Origin of the sequence: Megasphaera sp. SC8-1 (assembly GCF_024436295.1) — a bacterium.
GTDB lineage: Bacteria > Bacillota > Negativicutes > Veillonellales > Megasphaeraceae > Megasphaera > Megasphaera elsdenii.
On record NZ_JANFQH010000023.1, the window covers coordinates 35,138 to 51,616 of the forward strand.

Sequence of the window (16,479 nt, forward strand, 5' to 3'; positions counted from 1 at the left end):
ATGAACACAGGAGGAAACTCGTGAGCAGACATAAAGCGCGCCAGCAGGCGCTCGAACTTTTATATTCCCGTGAATTTCACGGAGAAAACGATATCCAGTACAGCGAACAGGAAATCCTGGAAAACGATTACGTCACGACCGATACCTTGACCGAAGACGGTCCGGAACTGAGTGACCAGGAACGCGATGCCTATTGCACGTATCTCGTCGAAACGACGACGGAACACCGCGATGAACTGGATGACATCATCCGCTCCTTTGCCAAGGGCTGGGACATCGAACGGATGAACCGCACGGACCGCAACATCCTGCGCCTGGCCTTGTGCGAACTCGTGTACCCGAAAGAAACGCTGGCACCGTCCATCGTCCTCAACGAAGCCGTCATCCTGGCCAAGGAATTTAGCGGCGATAAATCGGCACGGTTCGTCAATGGCATCTTGGGTGCCTATGTAAGGTCGAAGGCCTGATGGACGTCTTTCTCGGCATCGATACGAGTTGTTACACGACGTCCCTGTGCCTCGTCGATGACGCTTATGAAGTCGTCGCCGACGAACGCATCATCCTGAGCGTCGCAAAGGGCGGCCGTGGCCTGTCCCAGTCCAACATGGTCTATCAGCATACGCGGAATCTGCCGGTTCTCTTTGAACGGCTGGCAGGCATCCTGTCTCGTGCTCATATCCGGGCCATTGCCGTGACTGACCAGCCACGGCGCCGTGACGATTCCTATATGCCGGCTTTTTTGGCCGGTCTCGGTTATGCCCGGGCCCTGGCAGCCGTCTTAGGCGTCCCTTTATACCGCCTGAGCCATCAGGAAAATCATCTTCTCGCCGTCCTGCGCAGCCTGGGCCATATCGGTACGGATCCTTTTTACGGCATCCACTTGTCCGGCGGGACGACGGACCTGCTGCGGGCCGTCCCGGATGAACGGGGCCTCGACATCACCCGCATCGGCGGTACCAGCGATATCAGTGCCGGCCAGTTCATCGACCGCATGGGCGTGGCCCTGGACCTGCCGTTTCCGGCGGGCATCCATGTCGATAAGCTGGCTCAGACGGTAAATCCGCCTGTCAAAGGAGCCCATGTCTTCTGCCGCGATGGCCAGGTCAGCTTTTCCGGGCCGGAATCGCAGGGACAGCGGCTCGTGGCTTCCGGCGGGGAAGACCCGGCCCGCCTTTGCAGCTGGACACTGTCGACGGTCTGGCGCGGCCTGGAGAGCCTCCTCGATTACGCGGCAGCCGATGGCATGAAACATCTCGTCGCTGCCGGCGGCGTCATGTCCAACGCCTATTTGCGCCATCAGATGAGCGATTATTGCCGCTGCCATGGCATACGCCTGGATCTGGCTGCCGATGGCTTCAGCGCCGATAATGCCTCGGGCGCAGCCTTCTGGGCTGCCGTACAGGAAGGGAAGAAATCATGAAATATGCATCGGTTACGGACGTCGTCCGCCGCATCAAAGAGGATATCCACGGTGATTACCGCCTGCAGAGCCTTGCCATGGAAGGGAATATCATCGGCCTCAAGCGGGCGTCGAACGGCCATTATTATATGAATATCCGCGACGATCAGTGTTCCATCCGGGCCATTGTGTTCCGCAGCCGCGTGACGGCAGCGGTCCGGGCGGTCCGCGAAGGGGACCATGTCGTCGTCATCGGCGCCGTCAATGTCTATGAAAAAGGCGGCGCCCTTTCCTTTATCATTGAACAGCTCTTTTCTCAGGGTACCGGGTCCTTGCAGGCCCAGTACGAACGCATCAAGAATGAACTGGCCGCCCAGGGCTATTTCGACAGCAGCCACAAGAAGGAGCTGCCGCGGTTCCCCTGGCGCGTCGGCGTCCTGACGTCGAAGACGGGGGCCGTACTCCACGACATCTATAAGATTGCCGGCGAACGCAATCCCTATGCCGACATCGTCCTCCATCCCATCCCCGTCCAGGGCGACGGCGTCGATACGGCCATTGCCGCTGCTATCGAAGCGATGGGCCGGCGCAAGGACCTGGACGTCCTCATCGTCGGCCGCGGTGGCGGCTCCATGGAGGATTTGTGGTGCTTCAACAGCCCGGCCGTGGTCAAGGCCATTTATGGCGCTAAGGTGCCGGTCATTACGGCTATCGGTCATGAAACGGACACGACCCTGGCTGACTACGCAGCCGATGTGCGGGCGGCGACGCCGACCCATGCGGCGGAAATGGCTTTCTTCGATGTCCGTGAAGCGGAACTGGACCTGGCTGCCCTGGCAGACCGGGCTTATGAACGGGTCATGGCCTGCATCGAAGACCGCCAGCGACTGGTCGAACAGGCGGCAGGCCGGCTCAACTTGAAGCGATATGATGCTTTCCTGGCGATGAAAGAAACCCATCTGTCGGGCCTGATGCAACAGGCTGACCGGCAGCTGCAGCTCCAGTTAGAACAGAAACAGGGAAAGCTGAATACCCTGACGGCGTCTTTGCAGGCCCTGAATCCGGCAGCCCTCGTGCGCCGCGGATACGGCCAGCTCATGCAGCAGGGCAAGATCCTTACAGATATCCACAGCGTGTCGCAAGATTCGCCGCTGACGATACAAGTCGTCGACGGGACGATTACGACGGCTGTTAAAGAGGTGGACATATATGGCAAGAACGACTGATAAATTGAAGAGTTTTGAAAGCAATTATGAAAAATTGGAACAGCTCGTACAGGAACTGGATGCTCCAGACTTGACGCTGAAGCAGTCCCTCGATTTATATGAAAAGGCCATCAAATTATCCCAGTCCTGCGAAGGAGCCCTGGAATATGCCCGCCAGAAAGCGCAGGCCCTGGCCGACGTCCGGGACGATAAGGATGATAGCGGCGAAGAACCGATCGAAGGGGTGCTGGACTTATGACTTTCCAAGATTATCTGGCAGCGCAGCGGAAACGCGTCGATGATTACCTGGCCCAGGTATTGACGACAGAACAGCCGCGTTTTTCCAAGCTCTACGAAGCCATGAACTACAGCCTCCTGGCCGGCGGCAAGCGCATCCGTCCGGTCCTCCTGCTGGCGACAGTAGAAGCCCTGGGGCAGGATGCCGCACCTTATACGGGGCTGGCCTGTGCCCTGGAATGTATCCATACGTATTCGCTGATCCACGACGACCTGCCCTGCATGGATGATGACGATCTGCGCCGGGGCAAGCCGACGAATCATGTCGTCTACGGGGCGGGTCTGGCGACCCTGGCCGGTGACGGCCTGCTGACCTTTGCCTTCGAGCTCATGGCCAGCCAGAAAGGCATTGCACCGGATAAATTGAACCGCTGTATCGCCGTCATCGCCAGAGCAGCTGGCCCGGCCGGCATGGTCGGCGGCCAGGCTTTCGATTTGGCATCTGACGGAGACATGGCCATCGGTCGGGAGGGTATGGAACTCCTGCATCATTCCAAGACAGGCGTCATCTTCAAGGCCGCTATCGATATGGCCGCTATCGTCGCCGAGGCTTCGCCGCAGCAAAGGCAGGCTTTGGATGCCTATGCATCGTACATGGGCCTGACCTTCCAGATTACCGACGATATCCTCGATGTCGTCGGCGACGAAGCCCTGCTGGGCAAACCCGTCGGCAGCGATGCCCGCAACGACAAGGCCACGTATGTGACTATCTTTTCCCTGGACGAAGCCCGGCGCATGGCCTGTGAAGCGGCAGATAAAGCCGTCCAGGCCCTGGAACCGTTAGGGCCGAAAGCCTGGTTCCTCAAGGAATTGGTCGAGCATCTGCTGGTTCGCGTTCATTAGTGTGAGAGGGGTATTACATTTATGCAGCATAAAGAACGATTAGACGTGCTTCTCGTCAGCCGCGGCTTGTCTGAGAGCCGGGAAAAGGCCAAGGCGACCATCATGGCCGGCTTGGTCTTCGTTGACAACCAGCGCGTCGATAAGGCGGGTACGAAGCTGCCCGTCGATGTAGAAATCACGGTCAAAGGGAATCCGATCCCTTATGTCGGCCGGGGCGGCCTGAAATTAGAAAAAGCCATGGAAACGTTTCCCATCGATTTGACGGGCAAGACTATGATGGATATCGGCGCCTCGACAGGCGGTTTTACGGACTGCGCCCTCCAGCGCGGGGCGGCCAAGGTCTTTGCCGTCGATGTCGGCTATGGCCAGCTGGCCTGGAAGCTGCGGACCGATGACCGCGTCGTCAATATGGAACGGACCAATATCCGCAACGTCACCGTCGCAGATATCGGCGAACCTGTCGATTTCATTTCCATTGACGTATCCTTCATTTCCCTGCTGAAAATCATGCCGGCTGTGGAACCGCTGCTCAAAGAAGGCGGTACCATGGTCACTCTCATCAAGCCTCAGTTCGAAGCGGGCCGGGAACACGTCGGTAAAGGCGGCATCGTCCGCGATATCCAGGTCCACCGCGACGTCATCCGCCACGTCACGGACGGCATCGCCGCCTGCGGTTTGTCGCCGCTGGGCCTGACCTTCTCGCCCATCAAAGGGGCTGATGGCAATATAGAATATCTCTTGTACAGCCGTAAAGACAATCCCTGCCATAACGATATCACTGACGCCGTTGTCGATGACATCGTCGGTAAATCCCATGAAATGTAGGTGATCCCCATGCGTATCGGTATTTTCCCGAACCTCGTCAAACGCGAAAGTGCTGCCATCGTCCAGCAGATGATCAAAATTTGCGAAAAATATGGCATTGAATACTATCTGCCGGCTTATGTCAGCGAGAGCCGCCAGCCGGCCTATCAGCGCATCGGCGCTGAACACCTGCGCCCACGCATGACGATTTACAGCACCATCGACGTAGCCATGGTCCTCGGCGGCGACGGGACCATTCTCAAGATGGCCAAACAGTTTGCCGAAGCCGACATCCCGGTCTGCGGCATCAATCTCGGCTCGCTGGGCTTCCTTTACGAAGTCGAGACCAAGAACCTGGAAAAGCGCATGGAAGATATCCTGGCCGGCCGCTATTTCCTGGAAGAACGGATGATGCTCCATTCGGAATTGTGCTATGAAGACGGACTGGTCCAATCCCTGCCCGATGCCCTCAACGACATCGTCATCGGCCACGGCAATGTAGGTAAGCTCATCCGCATCGACCTCAGCATCAACGGCCATTTCATCCAGCAGTATCCCGGCGACGGCCTCATCGTAGCGACGGCGACGGGGAGCACGGGCTATACCTTCTCCAGCGGCGGCCCTATCGTCGCGCCCAGCGTGCCCTGCATCATGGTCACGCCCATTTGCCCGCACTTGCTGCTCAAAGTACCCCTGGTCCTGCGCGATGACGACCAGGTATCGGTGACGGTGGCCAACAGCCGCAACAGCGTCCGCGTCTCCGTCGACGGCATGATGGACCAGGAACTGATGCGCAATATGACCCTTCAGGTCCGCAAGTCCGACCACGTCCTCAAGATCATCCGCTTCAACAAGAACTATTTCTACAGCAATTTATTCACGAAAATGATGGGAAATGATTAATATGTATCCATTCCGCAATGCCGTTACCGTCTCTCATATGATGATGGAACCCTATGCCCGCCAGGCTCATGTCCTCGTCGACATGACCTGCGGCAATGGCCATGATACGGCTTTCCTGGCCCGTCTCATGCCGGACGATGCCGTCCTCTACGCCTTTGATATCCAGCCCTGTGCCATTGACCATACGCAGCAGCGCCTGCAGCAGGAAGGGCTGGACGGGAAGCACGTCGTCTGCACCTGCGGTTCTCACGACGAACTCCTGGCCCGGATACAGGAAAACGTGGATTTAATGGTATTCAATCTGGGCTATTTGCCGTCAGGCGACCATAAAATCCATACAAATTGTGAAATAACACTAAAAGCTATGAAAATAGGCTTGAATAAAATTGCGATAAATGGGATAATTATGATAGCAGCTTATCCCGGTACCGAAGCCGGGGCTCGCGAAGAACAAGCGCTGCGGTCGTATTTACAGACCATACCCCAGCAGGACTTCCATATTTCGTCCTGGCAGCCCGTCAATGAGGTGCATTGTCCACCCGTATTATATATTGTACAGAAAAGAGGGAAACGTCATCATGAAGAGATTCCGTTACACTAAGATTAAAGAAATTGTCCAGTCCCGTCCCATCGAAACGCAGGAAGAATTAGCCAAGGCCTTGCAGGAAGAAGGCATCGAAGTCACACAGGCTACGGTTTCCCGCGACATTAAAGAACTCATGCTCATCAAGGTTCCGACCAGTGACGGCCATTACCGCTATGCCTTGTCGCCGGAACAGAATATGCTCATGTCCAAGAACCGCATGGCCCGCCTGTTCCAGGACTCCATCGTCCGCGTCGATTCGGCGTATAACCAGATCATCGTCCACACCCTGCCCGGTTCGGCCAATCCCATTGCCGCCGCGATCGACCACGCCCGCTGGGAAAATGTCATCGGCACCCTGGCCGGCGATGATACGGTCCTCCTCATCGTCAAGGACACGGAAACGGTTCCGAAACTGGTCAAGCTTATCGTATCGCTGATGAAGGAATGAGGCCCTTATGCTGCAGTCCCTGCACATCCACAATTTTGCTCTGATTGAAGACCTGCACCTTACTTTTGGCGACGGGGTGACGATTTTTACCGGCGAAACAGGCGCCGGCAAATCGATTCTCCTCGACGCCATCGGTATGCTGGCAGGCAAACGCGCATCGGCATCGTTCGTCCGCCACGGGACGGACTCGTTCCTCGTCGAAGGCGCGTTCTTTTTTTCTGCGTTGCCTGAAGGCCTGGAACAGCTCCTGGAGGCCAACCACATCGAAGTCGATGAAGGGCAGCTCATCATTTCCCGCCAGTTCCCGCGCAGCGGCCGCGGGACCATCCTGGTCAACGGGACGCTGGTACCGACGGCAACTTTGCGGCGGCTGGGCGAGTACCTGCTGGATATCCACGGCCAGTTCGACAACAGCCTGATTTTCAACCCGTCTTATCACGTGGCTATCCTCGACGGCCTTACGGCAGACGTCCGTCAGGCCCGTCAGGACTACGATGGATTATACCGCCAGTGGCATGAGACGGAAGGGGAAATCAAGGCTTTGCGCCATGACGAAAGTGAAAAGGCGCGGATGCTCAGTATCCTGGCGTTCCAGATCAAGGAAATCGAGGGAGCCGCTCTGAAAGAAGGGGAAGACGACGAACTGGAGCAGAAAATCAACAAGGCGTCCCATGCCGAACATATCAAGGATAATCTGAAGGAGGCCATGTTCGCCCTGGAAGGGAGTGAACGCCAGCCCGGCGTCATCGAGCAGATTGAGACCATCCACCGCAGTCTGGAAAGGGCCTCGGCTTACGATGAAGCTTTCAGTGCCCTGGCTGGGAAAGTCGAGACCTTGTCGTATGAAATCGAAGACGTCCACGACGGCCTTTTGCGCTATGCCGATTCTTTTGATTTCGATGAACGGGCTCTGGATGCCATGCAGTCCCGCTTGGCGTCGATTGAAAAGCTCAAGCGCAAGTACGGTTTCACTGTCGCCGATATCCTGCAGTTCCTGGCCAAGGCCAAGGCCGATTATGAACGGCTCGACCAGTCCGAAAGCCATCTGGCCAAGCTGGAAGAGAAACTGGCCCGTGAAGCCGAAGCCGTGCGCCAGCAGGCCCAAGTCCTGGCCGCTGCCCGCCGTGAGGCCGACAGCCAGTTCAGCAAGGCCATGACGGCGACGCTCAATAAGTTGGGCATGCTGAACAGCCGCATCGCCTTCCATATCGAACCGATGAAGGACATCACACCGGATGGTTCCGCCGGCATCGAACTTTATTTCTCGGCCAATACGGGCGAAGCCATGCAGCCCTTGGCGAAAATCGCCTCGGGCGGCGAAGTATCGCGTATTGCCCTGGCCTTGAAGACGGCCGGCCCCGAACGGACGACGGGCAAGACCATGATTTTCGATGAAATCGACGTCGGCATCAGTGGCCAGACAGGCCTGCAGGTCGCCGACCATATCCGCCAGCTCTCCGGGCAGGGCCAGGTCTTCTGCATTACCCACCTGCCACAGACGGCGGCCATTGCCGACCACCATTACTTCATTTATAAGAAAGAAATGGACGGCCGCACGGTTACCCAGGTCCGGGGCCTCTCGGAGGGGGAACACGTCCTGGAAATCGCCCGCATGTTCGCCGGCAACGATACGACCAAGGCCAGCATCGAAGCGGCCCGCCAGATTGTAAAGCAAGTCAAGGGCAGGTAATGCCCTTGACTTGCGATTCGACATTGCTTTGCGGGTTGACGAATGTCCGCGATAGGTATATAGTTAAATATAATTTCAAAAATCAGAAGTCCCATCAAAAGGGACTCACAGGAGGGATAGATATGCTTCGTGTATTAGTTAACGGTGCCGATGGCCGCATGGGCAGCCAGGTCGTCAAAGCCGTCTTTGAAGACCCGGAACTGGAAGTAGCCGGTGGCATCAGCATTACTCATGTCGGCGAAGATGTCGGTGACATCGCCGGTGTCGGCCACTTAGGACTGACCATCCGCGATGACCTGGGCGCTGCCCTCGATGACATCAAACCGGATGTCGTCGTCGATTTCACCACGCCGAAAGTCATCTTCAACAACGCTAAGACCTGCATCGAACACGGTGTCAATATGGTCGTCGGCACGACGGGCCTGACCGCTGAACAGCGTCATGAACTCCATGCCCTGGCTCTGGAAAAGAAGACGAGCATCTTCATTGCCCCGAACTTTTCCATCGGCGCTGTCCTGATGATGAAGCTCTCGACAGAAGTCGCTCCGTATCTGCCGGATGTCGAAATCATCGAACTCCATCACAACAATAAACTGGACGCTCCGTCCGGCACGGCCATCATGACGGCCGATAAGATCGATGCGGCCCGCAAAGAAGCTGGTGTACAGCCGGCTCCGGATAAGACCCATGAAAGCCTCGATGGCGCCCGCGGTGCTTCCGTAGATGGCATCCCCATCCACAGTGTCCGCCTTCCGGGCTATATCGCTCATCAGCAAGTCTTATTCGGGGGATATGGCGAACTGCTGACGATCCGCCACGATTCGATGGACCGCAAGTCCTTCATGCCTGGCGTCGTCTTAGCCGTCAAGAAAGTAAGCTCTCGTCCGGGCTTGACCTTTGGACTGGAAAACTATTTATAAAAAGAACCATTAGGGGAGGAAGTTTGTTATGACAAAAGAACCGGTAGTAGCGATTTTAGGTGCCACAGGTGCCGTAGGCCAGGAATTTATCCGCTTGATCGAAGAACGAAAATTCCCGTACAGCAAGTTGAAGTTATTAGCATCGTACCGTTCGGCTGGCAAGAAAATGACTGTCAACGGGGAAGAATATACCGTTGAAGAAGCCAAACCGGAATCTTTCGACGGTGTCGACATCGGCTTGTTCGCCGGCGGCTCGATCAGTAAAGAATTGGGACCTGAAGCTGCTAAACGGGGCTGCATCGTCATCGACAACTCCAGCACGTTCCGCATGGACCCCAACGTACCGCTCGTCGTACCGGAAGTCAATCCCGAAGATATCGCCTGGCACAAGGGCATCATTGCCAACCCGAACTGCTCGACGATCATCATGCTCATGGCCCTCAAGCCGATTCATGACTTGTCGCCGATCAAACGCATTATCGTCAGCACGTACCAGGCCGTTTCCGGTGCCGGCAAAGAAGGTATCGACGAACTGCGCGATGAAACGGAAGCCTACCTCAAAGGGGAAGAAATGCAGCCGAAGATCCTGCCCAGCAAGAGCCTTCCCAAGCATTATCCCATCGCGTTCAACCTCATCCCGCAGATCGATAAATTCGTAGAAAAAGACTACACCAAAGAAGAAATGAAGATGGTCAACGAAACGCACAAGATGCTCCACGACGACTCCATCGCCATTACGGCTACGACCGTCCGCGTACCGGTCTTCCGCAGCCATGCTGAATCGGTCTATGTCGAAACGGCCGATGAACTGACTGTCGATGCCGTCCGCAAAGCCATCGATGCGTTCCCCGGTGCCCAGGTCCAGGACAACCCGGCTGAAATGGAATATCCTATGCCCTTGTTCACGTCGGAAAAATACGACTGCTACGTCGGCCGTATCCGCAAGGACCTGTATAATCCGAAGGCCATCAATCTCTGGGTATCGGGCGACCAGATCCGCAAAGGCGCTGCCCTCAATGCCCTGCAGATTGCCGAATACATGCTGGCTCACGACATGATCCACTAAGTACGAAGGATGGGAGATGAACCTTTTATGTTAACTTTTCCAAATGTGATTGTTGCCATGGTCACGCCGTTCCACGAAGACGGTTCTGTCAATTATGAAGCGGCTGTTGAACTGGCTAAGAAATATGCTGATGAAGGCTCGGCCATCCTCGTCGGGGCTACGACGGGCGAAGGGGCTGTCATGACGGAAGAAGAAAAGCTCAAGCTCTTCCAAGTCACGGCAGATGCCTTGAAAGACAAGACCCTGGTCATGGGCAATGTCGGCACCAACAATACGCTCCAGACTATCGAAATGGCCAAGAAGGCCAAAGATACGGGCGTCGACGTCCTGCTGTGCATCGTCCCGTATTATAATAAACCGAACCAGGAAGGCTGTTACGCTCACTTTGCTGCCATCGCCAAGTCGACGGACCTGCCTATCTTCATTTATAACGTACCGGGCCGTACAGGCGGCAAAATCGAACCGCAGACGGTCTGCCAGCTGGCTCATGACTTCCCGAACATCATCGGCCTCAAAGACGCCAGCGGCGACCTCGATTATGCCGGCTACGTCGCAGCCAATGCACCGGAAGGTTTCCACCTCTACAGCGGTGACGACAACCTGACCCTGCCCATCGTCGCTGTCGGCGGCGAAGGCGTCATTTCCGTAGCTGCCCACGTCATCGGCAAGGAAATGAACGAAATGATCCAGGCCCATAAAGACGGCGACGTCAAGAAAGCCGCTGCCCTCCATCAGAAATACCTGCCCTTCATGAAAGGCTGTTTCTGCACGGTCAGCCCGGTTCCGGTCAAGACCATGCTCAACCTGCTCGGCTTCCCGGCTGGACCCTTCCGCCTGCCCTTGGTAGACGCTACGCCGGAAATCAAGGCCAAATGTGAACAATACCTGAAAGATATCGGTCGGCTATAAGCGCTGATAAATAGAAACCGCTCCGACCTGTACTCAAGCCTCCCTTTATAGGGGAGGTGGCCCAACGGGCCGGAGAGGTTCCTATAAATTTGGTTTTATATTAAAAAAAGCCTTGACATATTTCCGATTTCTTGTTATGATATATGAGTCGTCAGGAACGACAAGACATGACTCGGTAGCTCAGCTGGATAGAGTGACTGACTACGAATCAGTAGGTCTAGGGTTCGAATCCCTACCGGGTCACCATAGAAAAAAGCTCACGCATTTTGCGTGAGCTTTTTTGTTGTGTTTGATGTGTGATGAAAGGCTCCCTTTATAGGGGAGCTGGCCGCCGAAGGCGGTCTGAGAGGTTGATTTTTACCAGCCCCCTAGCCTCTAGCCACTTAAAAGGGACTGTCGCACGAAGGTTTCTGCCATCATGCGAAGTCCCTTTCTCTTTAATGTTTGAGGTTTGATGTATGATGTTTGAGGTGATTGCTTTAAATTTAAAACCATCCACATCAAACATCAAACTTTCAACTTCAAACTCAAAAAGAGGCTGTCTTCATGCGACAGCCTCTTTTTATACTATTTCTTCAAATTCGGCGTGCAATCGATGATGATGCTGCCCGGTTGTTTCATAACTGTGAAATTTCCCTTTGTCGAAGACAGGGCTTTTTCCAAAGTCTTGCTGTGCCATTTTTCGACGCCCATCTGGGAACCGCCGACCTCTTTCGACGAAGCCGACTGTTTCTGAGCATCTTCCGGCAGAAGGTCACTGATGTTGACGTTTTCACCATCTTTGACTTTGATGGTTACCGTCACGGCCCGGCCGTTCTGGAAGACGACTTGGTAGCGGCCATTGTGGAAGACGCGGATCGTGTCGCCCTGAGAATAGGGGTGGCCCCATTCGTTTTCCCAATCGGCCTGGGTATCGCCGATGGTGGGCAGGTTGGCGACCGGTGTTTCTTTGGTATCGGTCTGGCTCTTCGTGTCTTGGCCCTGCTTGGTTTCTCCCGGCTGTTGCTGCTGGGTCTGGGTCTGCTGTTTCTGCGGCTGCGAATTGGTCGGCGATGCCGGCGTACATCCGGCAGCCACCAGGGTGAAGAGCAGAAGGACAAGGGTAAGATAACGTTTCATAAGTAGACCTCCTTAGCGGCGCCGGCGGTTGTCCCCGCCCTTATGGCGCTGTTTATGGCGTTTTTCTTTCGTTGTCTGGTAAGTGCTGGCCGGCAGTTTGTCCCGATACGTCTTTTTCCGCTTCGGCGGTTTGCTGCTGGCCTTGACTTTGACTTGTCCCGTCAGGGTATATTTCGTGATCGTCGCATGGATGTTGTGTTCGATGCGGCGGACCCAATTTTCATCGGCTGCCGTGGCAAACATGATGGACAGGCCTTCATTGCCGGCACGGCCGGTGCGGCCGATGCGGTGGATGTAGTAGTCGACGTCATGGGGGACATCGAAGTTGAAGACATGCGTGATCCCTTCGATGTCGATGCCGCGGGCTGCGATATCCGTGGCGACCAGGATCTGCGTCTTGGCTTTGGCAAAGTCACGCAGGACCTGATTGCGGCGGCCCTGAGACATATCGCCGTGGAGTTCACCGATGTTGAAGCCCTTGGCGATGAGTTTGCCTGCCAGGAGGGAGGTCCGTTCCTTAGTGTTGCAGAAGACGATGGCCAGATAGGGATTCATTTCTGTCAGCATCTGGCAGAGTTTCGGCAGTTTCTGTTCTTCTGTCATCATGTAGATGCGCTGTTCGATATTTTCCAGGGCAATCGTCTGGCCTTCGAGGATATTGAGGACCAGCGGGCTCTGCATGTGCTTTTTGGCCAGGCCTTTGATCTTGTCCGGGACCGTAGCCGAGAAGAAGAGGAGCTGCCGCCGTTTCGGCGTCAGGCCGATGAGGGTATCGACATCTTCTAAGAAACCGGCCTGCAGCATCTGGTCCGCTTCGTCGACGATGACCCGGCGGACGCCGCTCAGGTCGAGGGAATTGCGGCGGCAGTGGTCGAGCAGGCGGCCCGGCGTACCGATGATGACGTGAGGATGGCGGTGCAGTTTCTGGAGCTGGTTCTCAATGGTCTTGCCGCCGATGAGGCTGAGGACGTCGACGCCCAGTTCCGGTGCCAGGGTATCGGCGACGTCGGCAATCTGGCGGGCCAGTTCCCGCGTCGGCGCCATGACCAGGACTTGTTCGGCGTGGATATCTGTCTTGACCTGCTGCAGTGACGGCAGGAGAAAGGCAAAGGTCTTGCCCGTACCGGTCTGGGCCTGGGCCAGGATGTCCCGGCCTTTGAACAAGGGGGGGATGGCCTGTGCCTGGACGGCCGTGGGTTCATTGATGCCCTGCTTGTGCAGGAGTTCACAAATCTTCGGCGTAATGCCGAGTGATTCAAAATTCTTTGTCATGTATGTCCCTTTCTATGCGAACTAAAATTACTTCTTATTATTTCTATTTTACACAAAAGCCAGGGCTTGCGCAAACTTTTCTTTCCTTTTGGGATATGGTATACTAAAGTGATTTCGTTTGCGTTGTTTTAGGAGGTCTTGCAGAAAATGAGTTGGTGGCGCGATATTTTGCGGCAAAGTGTCTTCATGTGTTTCTTTATCATTCCCATCCCGATCGGAGCCTATACCATCCACAGCGGGTCCAGTGCCGTCGTGGCCATGGTCAGTTATGTCTTTTTGTCCCTGGTCATCCCCGTCGCCTACGTGGGCTGCCAGGATGCGTCTTTTGGCCCTCAGGGCGGGCGGATCCGCCGCTGGGTCATGGCCCTCATGTGGTTCATCGTCTTTGCGGCTATCGGGGCTTTTACGGCTTTCATGGGCGTCTATTGGAAGGCAGCTCCTTTCTGGGAATGGCCGACCATTGGCCGCGACGTCGTCTTCATCGCCGGCATGTATGGGGAAATCAGTCTGACCATGCTCCTTGCCTTTGTCGTCTCCCAGCTCTTGCCAGGCCGAAAGGAAGTAAAATAATGGATCATTTACAAAAACAGAAGTGGCATGACCGGCTGCTGGCCATCGTCTGGGCGGCCTGCGGTATCCTGCCATTGCCTTTCGGGGCCTTTGCTTCAGATAAGCCATATATCGCCTCAGCGTCGATTCTGGCCTTTTTTATCTTGTCCTTTGCTGTTCCCTTGTGGCTGGGTCATCGCCGCCGTCGTGCGGGCAGAGACGATGATTATGCTTCGGCTGGGGCGACCCTCTATGGCGGGGCTGTCGTCCTGCTCATTGCCGTCGGCTTGCTCAACGGTTTGACCGGCTGGGACTGCTGGCATGATTATCCTGTCCGCGTCGGCTTATTCGCCTTGTGGATGCTTTTGACCATCGGTGCCCAGTACCTGGCTGCCAGGGCCGTCGATTTCTGGCTGCAGCGCCGCCGGAAATACTGGTATTCCCAATTCCTGGACCCTATCATCTACAGCCTGCCTCTGCCGTGTGCTATCCTGGGTATGTTCCTCTTTCCGACTGTCAGCGACTCTTCGGTGACGCAGAGCCTGGTCGTCGGCGTCATGGCCATCATGGGCTTCTGCTTCATCGGCATGAGTATCTTCGTCATCGCCACCTTCGCGCTTTATTTCTTCCCGTACAAACGCTATGGTTATAGCCGCAAGGAGCGCCTGGTCCATATCGTGGCCATCGTCGTCATGGTCCTCATGTGGGCCCTGGTCCAGCATATCCTCTTCGATAGCCAGATCCACGTCTTTACGTATATCTTCAAGGCCATGCCGATTCTCCAGAACAATCCCCTGGTCTTCATCACACCCTTCGTCGTAGCGGCATTGACCATCATAGGCTGCGTAGCCCTGCGCAACGTCGTCATCGCGGCGTTTAAGGCTTGATCGTTCATCGTAGGCCGTTCGTCGTTCATCGAGGTATCTGGTGGCTGTGTGAATTTTCGTCAAACAAACCACGCCCAACGGACCACAAAAAAACCTGCCGCTTTCGCGACAGGTTTTTTCTATTCATTTTATTTCTACAATGGTCTGCTTCATGATGGTGAAGCGGATGACGTATACCAGCCATCCCAGGAAGGCGGCGAAGCAGCCGCTGAGGAAGGTCGTGGCATCGGTAGTAGTCAATGCATATACGCAGTAGATAATGGATACGCCTGCCAGGAATATCGACGTATTTCTGTTACAGACTTCATTGGGGATATGTTCCTTGGTGAGGATCGTCGTCAGGGCCCCGGCACAGAGCATGTAGGGGATGACGTTGGTGACGACGGCCAGGTTGGCCAGGAGTTCGAACTGGGCAGCCAGGGTCGGGCTGATGGTCATGAGGGCCAGGAGGCTCTGCATGCAGAGGATGCACAGCATGCCTTTGACCGGTACGTCAGCACTGGTGACTTTGGCAAAAATCTTGGGGAACAGGCCGCGCTGGGCGCTGGTCTTGAAGACGCGGGCCAAGGTGAACTGCCAGGACAAGAGGGAACCGGCACAGGAGAATACCATGAGGCCCATGACGGCTTTGCCAGCCGTATCGCCGAGCATGTACGAGAAGGCCAGGCCGAAGGGAGCGCTCGATGCCAGGATTTCCGCATTGGGGACGATGCCGGCGATGACATTCGTCGAGGCGACGTAGATGATGGCGACGCCGAGGGTGCTGACGAAGGTGGCAATCGGAACGGATTTCTTCGGGTTTTCAACGGCATCCATGTTGACCGCTGCCGATTCGAGTCCCAAGAAGGACCACAACGTCAGGGCGATGGAATTGCCGACGGCATCGCTGAGTCCCAAATCATTGGGGTTCCACGAAGCCAGCCACGTAGCCGGGCTGAACCAATGCCAGCCGATGATGGAAATGCCCAGGACCGGGATGATGGCACCCCAGATGGTAATGGCGCTGAGCTTGCCGGAATAACGGGAGCCGCTGAAATTGAGGGCTGCCGCGATCCACAATAAAGCGATCGTATATAAACACGTCTGCAACGGCGTAAAGGTTGTCTCAAGGAAACCGGCGCCGTAACCCACAGCCGTAATGGCAATGGCGACGTTTGCAATTACGATGGAAACAGAGTAGGCGTAATTAGCCATAAAATGTCCTACACGCCCGAAAGCGTATTCGGAGTAACCGCCCATACCGCCTGGCTTCGTCGTGAACATGCCACATCGGGCAAAAGCCATGGCCAGGGCTAAAGAGCCTAGTGAGGTAATAATCCAGGAAATAATCGAGATCGTACCGACTTCGGCGAGCTTGGTCGGCAGCATGATGATACCGGCGCCAAGCATGTTGGCAGCAGTGACAAAGGTCAACTGTACCACAGACATTTTACGACATGTAGTTTTCATTATCAGTCCTTCTTTCGTGTTGATGCGTATAAGCATGACTTGAGTTTTTTAGCAAATTAATTCTATCATTTTTGCCGGGAAAATTAAATACTTTTTGAAAAAACGTTATATGTATTTGGGCCACTTTTCACGC

Annotated in this window: 18 protein-coding genes and 1 tRNA gene; 16 read left to right on the forward strand and 3 right to left on the reverse strand. The window is 55.5% G+C overall.

Going from position 1 to position 16,479, the window contains the following annotated elements:
• Nucleotides 1-20 precede the first annotated feature (20 nt).
• The 14 genes from nusB to NOS26_RS06720 all read left to right on the forward strand — a co-directional run bounded on the left by nusB (nucleotide 21) and on the right by NOS26_RS06720 (nucleotide 11,316).
• Complete coding sequence (gene nusB, locus NOS26_RS06655) at nucleotides 21-467, forward strand: transcription antitermination factor NusB (RefSeq protein ID WP_014015963.1); 447 nt, start codon at nucleotides 21-23, stop codon at nucleotides 465-467.
• Nucleotides 467-1,420 (forward strand): peptidase, encoded by a 954-nt coding sequence (locus NOS26_RS06660; RefSeq protein ID WP_014015964.1) that lies wholly within the window; start codon nucleotides 467-469, stop codon nucleotides 1,418-1,420. The genes nusB and NOS26_RS06660 overlap by 1 nt, the downstream gene beginning before the upstream one ends.
• On the forward strand, nucleotides 1,417-2,625 hold the full coding sequence (xseA, locus tag NOS26_RS06665) for an exodeoxyribonuclease VII large subunit (protein ID WP_036203597.1): 1,209 nt from the start codon (nucleotides 1,417-1,419) through the stop codon (nucleotides 2,623-2,625). Before NOS26_RS06660 ends, xseA begins: the two co-directional genes overlap by 4 nt.
• A complete protein-coding gene (gene xseB / locus NOS26_RS06670; protein ID WP_014015966.1) occupies nucleotides 2,609-2,863 on the forward strand; it encodes an exodeoxyribonuclease VII small subunit in 255 nt (84 codons plus the stop codon). Before xseA ends, xseB begins: the two co-directional genes overlap by 17 nt.
• Nucleotides 2,860-3,744: a polyprenyl synthetase family protein gene (locus NOS26_RS06675; RefSeq protein WP_255917453.1), complete on the forward strand. Its 885-nt coding sequence runs from the start codon at nucleotides 2,860-2,862 to the stop codon at nucleotides 3,742-3,744. Before xseB ends, NOS26_RS06675 begins: the two co-directional genes overlap by 4 nt.
• A gap of 21 nt (nucleotides 3,745-3,765) precedes the next feature.
• Nucleotides 3,766-4,569 carry a TlyA family RNA methyltransferase gene (locus NOS26_RS06680; protein WP_014015968.1) on the forward strand — a complete coding sequence of 268 codons (804 nt, stop codon included), beginning with the start codon at nucleotides 3,766-3,768 and terminating at the stop codon, nucleotides 4,567-4,569.
• A gap of 9 nt (nucleotides 4,570-4,578) precedes the next feature.
• Nucleotides 4,579-5,451: an NAD(+)/NADH kinase gene (locus NOS26_RS06685; protein ID WP_014015969.1), complete on the forward strand. Its 873-nt coding sequence runs from the start codon at nucleotides 4,579-4,581 to the stop codon at nucleotides 5,449-5,451.
• Nucleotides 5,444-6,052, forward strand: coding sequence for a class I SAM-dependent methyltransferase (locus NOS26_RS06690; protein WP_027894892.1), 609 nt, complete (start codon nucleotides 5,444-5,446; stop codon nucleotides 6,050-6,052). The genes NOS26_RS06685 and NOS26_RS06690 overlap by 8 nt, the downstream gene beginning before the upstream one ends.
• The gene (gene argR, locus NOS26_RS06695) at nucleotides 6,030-6,485 is read left to right on the forward strand and encodes an arginine repressor (RefSeq protein WP_014015971.1); all 456 of its coding nucleotides are present in this window, start codon (nucleotides 6,030-6,032) and stop codon (nucleotides 6,483-6,485) included. The genes NOS26_RS06690 and argR overlap by 23 nt, the downstream gene beginning before the upstream one ends.
• Before the next feature lie 7 nt (nucleotides 6,486-6,492).
• Nucleotides 6,493-8,175 (forward strand): DNA repair protein RecN, encoded by a 1,683-nt coding sequence (gene recN / locus NOS26_RS06700; protein ID WP_036203608.1) that lies wholly within the window; start codon nucleotides 6,493-6,495, stop codon nucleotides 8,173-8,175.
• Between the two features lie 122 nt (nucleotides 8,176-8,297).
• Entirely contained in the window at nucleotides 8,298-9,095 is a 798-nt protein-coding gene (dapB, locus tag NOS26_RS06705; protein ID WP_014015973.1) for a 4-hydroxy-tetrahydrodipicolinate reductase, read from the forward strand.
• Nucleotides 9,096-9,123: 28 nt separating this feature from the next.
• A complete protein-coding gene (locus NOS26_RS06710) occupies nucleotides 9,124-10,161 on the forward strand; it encodes an aspartate-semialdehyde dehydrogenase (RefSeq protein WP_014015974.1) in 1,038 nt (345 codons plus the stop codon).
• A gap of 27 nt (nucleotides 10,162-10,188) precedes the next feature.
• A complete protein-coding gene (gene dapA, locus NOS26_RS06715; protein ID WP_022498334.1) occupies nucleotides 10,189-11,070 on the forward strand; it encodes a 4-hydroxy-tetrahydrodipicolinate synthase in 882 nt (293 codons plus the stop codon).
• Nucleotides 11,071-11,239: 169 nt separating this feature from the next.
• Nucleotides 11,240-11,316: transfer RNA gene (locus tag NOS26_RS06720), tRNA-Arg, on the forward strand.
• A 321-nt stretch (nucleotides 11,317-11,637) separates the two neighbouring features.
• Here the strand turns inward: NOS26_RS06720 and NOS26_RS06725 are convergent.
• Together NOS26_RS06725 and NOS26_RS06730 are read right to left on the reverse strand one after the other, a co-directional pair.
• A complete protein-coding gene (locus NOS26_RS06725) occupies nucleotides 11,638-12,189 on the reverse strand; it encodes a hypothetical protein (protein ID WP_014015976.1) in 552 nt (183 codons plus the stop codon).
• Nucleotides 12,190-12,201: 12 nt separating this feature from the next.
• The gene (locus NOS26_RS06730) at nucleotides 12,202-13,461 is read right to left on the reverse strand and encodes a DEAD/DEAH box helicase (protein WP_014015977.1); all 1,260 of its coding nucleotides are present in this window, start codon (nucleotides 13,459-13,461) and stop codon (nucleotides 12,202-12,204) included.
• 147 nt (nucleotides 13,462-13,608) lie between these two features.
• Here NOS26_RS06730 and NOS26_RS06735 point away from each other — a divergent pair, with 147 nt between their 5' ends.
• Together NOS26_RS06735 and NOS26_RS06740 are read left to right on the forward strand one after the other, a co-directional pair.
• On the forward strand, nucleotides 13,609-14,031 hold the full coding sequence (locus tag NOS26_RS06735; protein ID WP_014015978.1) for a hypothetical protein: 423 nt from the start codon (nucleotides 13,609-13,611) through the stop codon (nucleotides 14,029-14,031).
• On the forward strand, nucleotides 14,031-14,897 hold the full coding sequence (locus tag NOS26_RS06740; RefSeq protein ID WP_255917400.1) for a hypothetical protein: 867 nt from the start codon (nucleotides 14,031-14,033) through the stop codon (nucleotides 14,895-14,897). The genes NOS26_RS06735 and NOS26_RS06740 overlap by 1 nt, the downstream gene beginning before the upstream one ends.
• Nucleotides 14,898-15,020: 123 nt before the next feature.
• Here the strand turns inward: NOS26_RS06740 and potE are convergent, their stop codons facing one another.
• Entirely contained in the window at nucleotides 15,021-16,346 is a 1,326-nt protein-coding gene (gene potE / locus NOS26_RS06745; protein ID WP_022498336.1) for a putrescine-ornithine antiporter, read from the reverse strand.
• Between the last annotated feature and the right edge of the window lie 133 nt (nucleotides 16,347-16,479).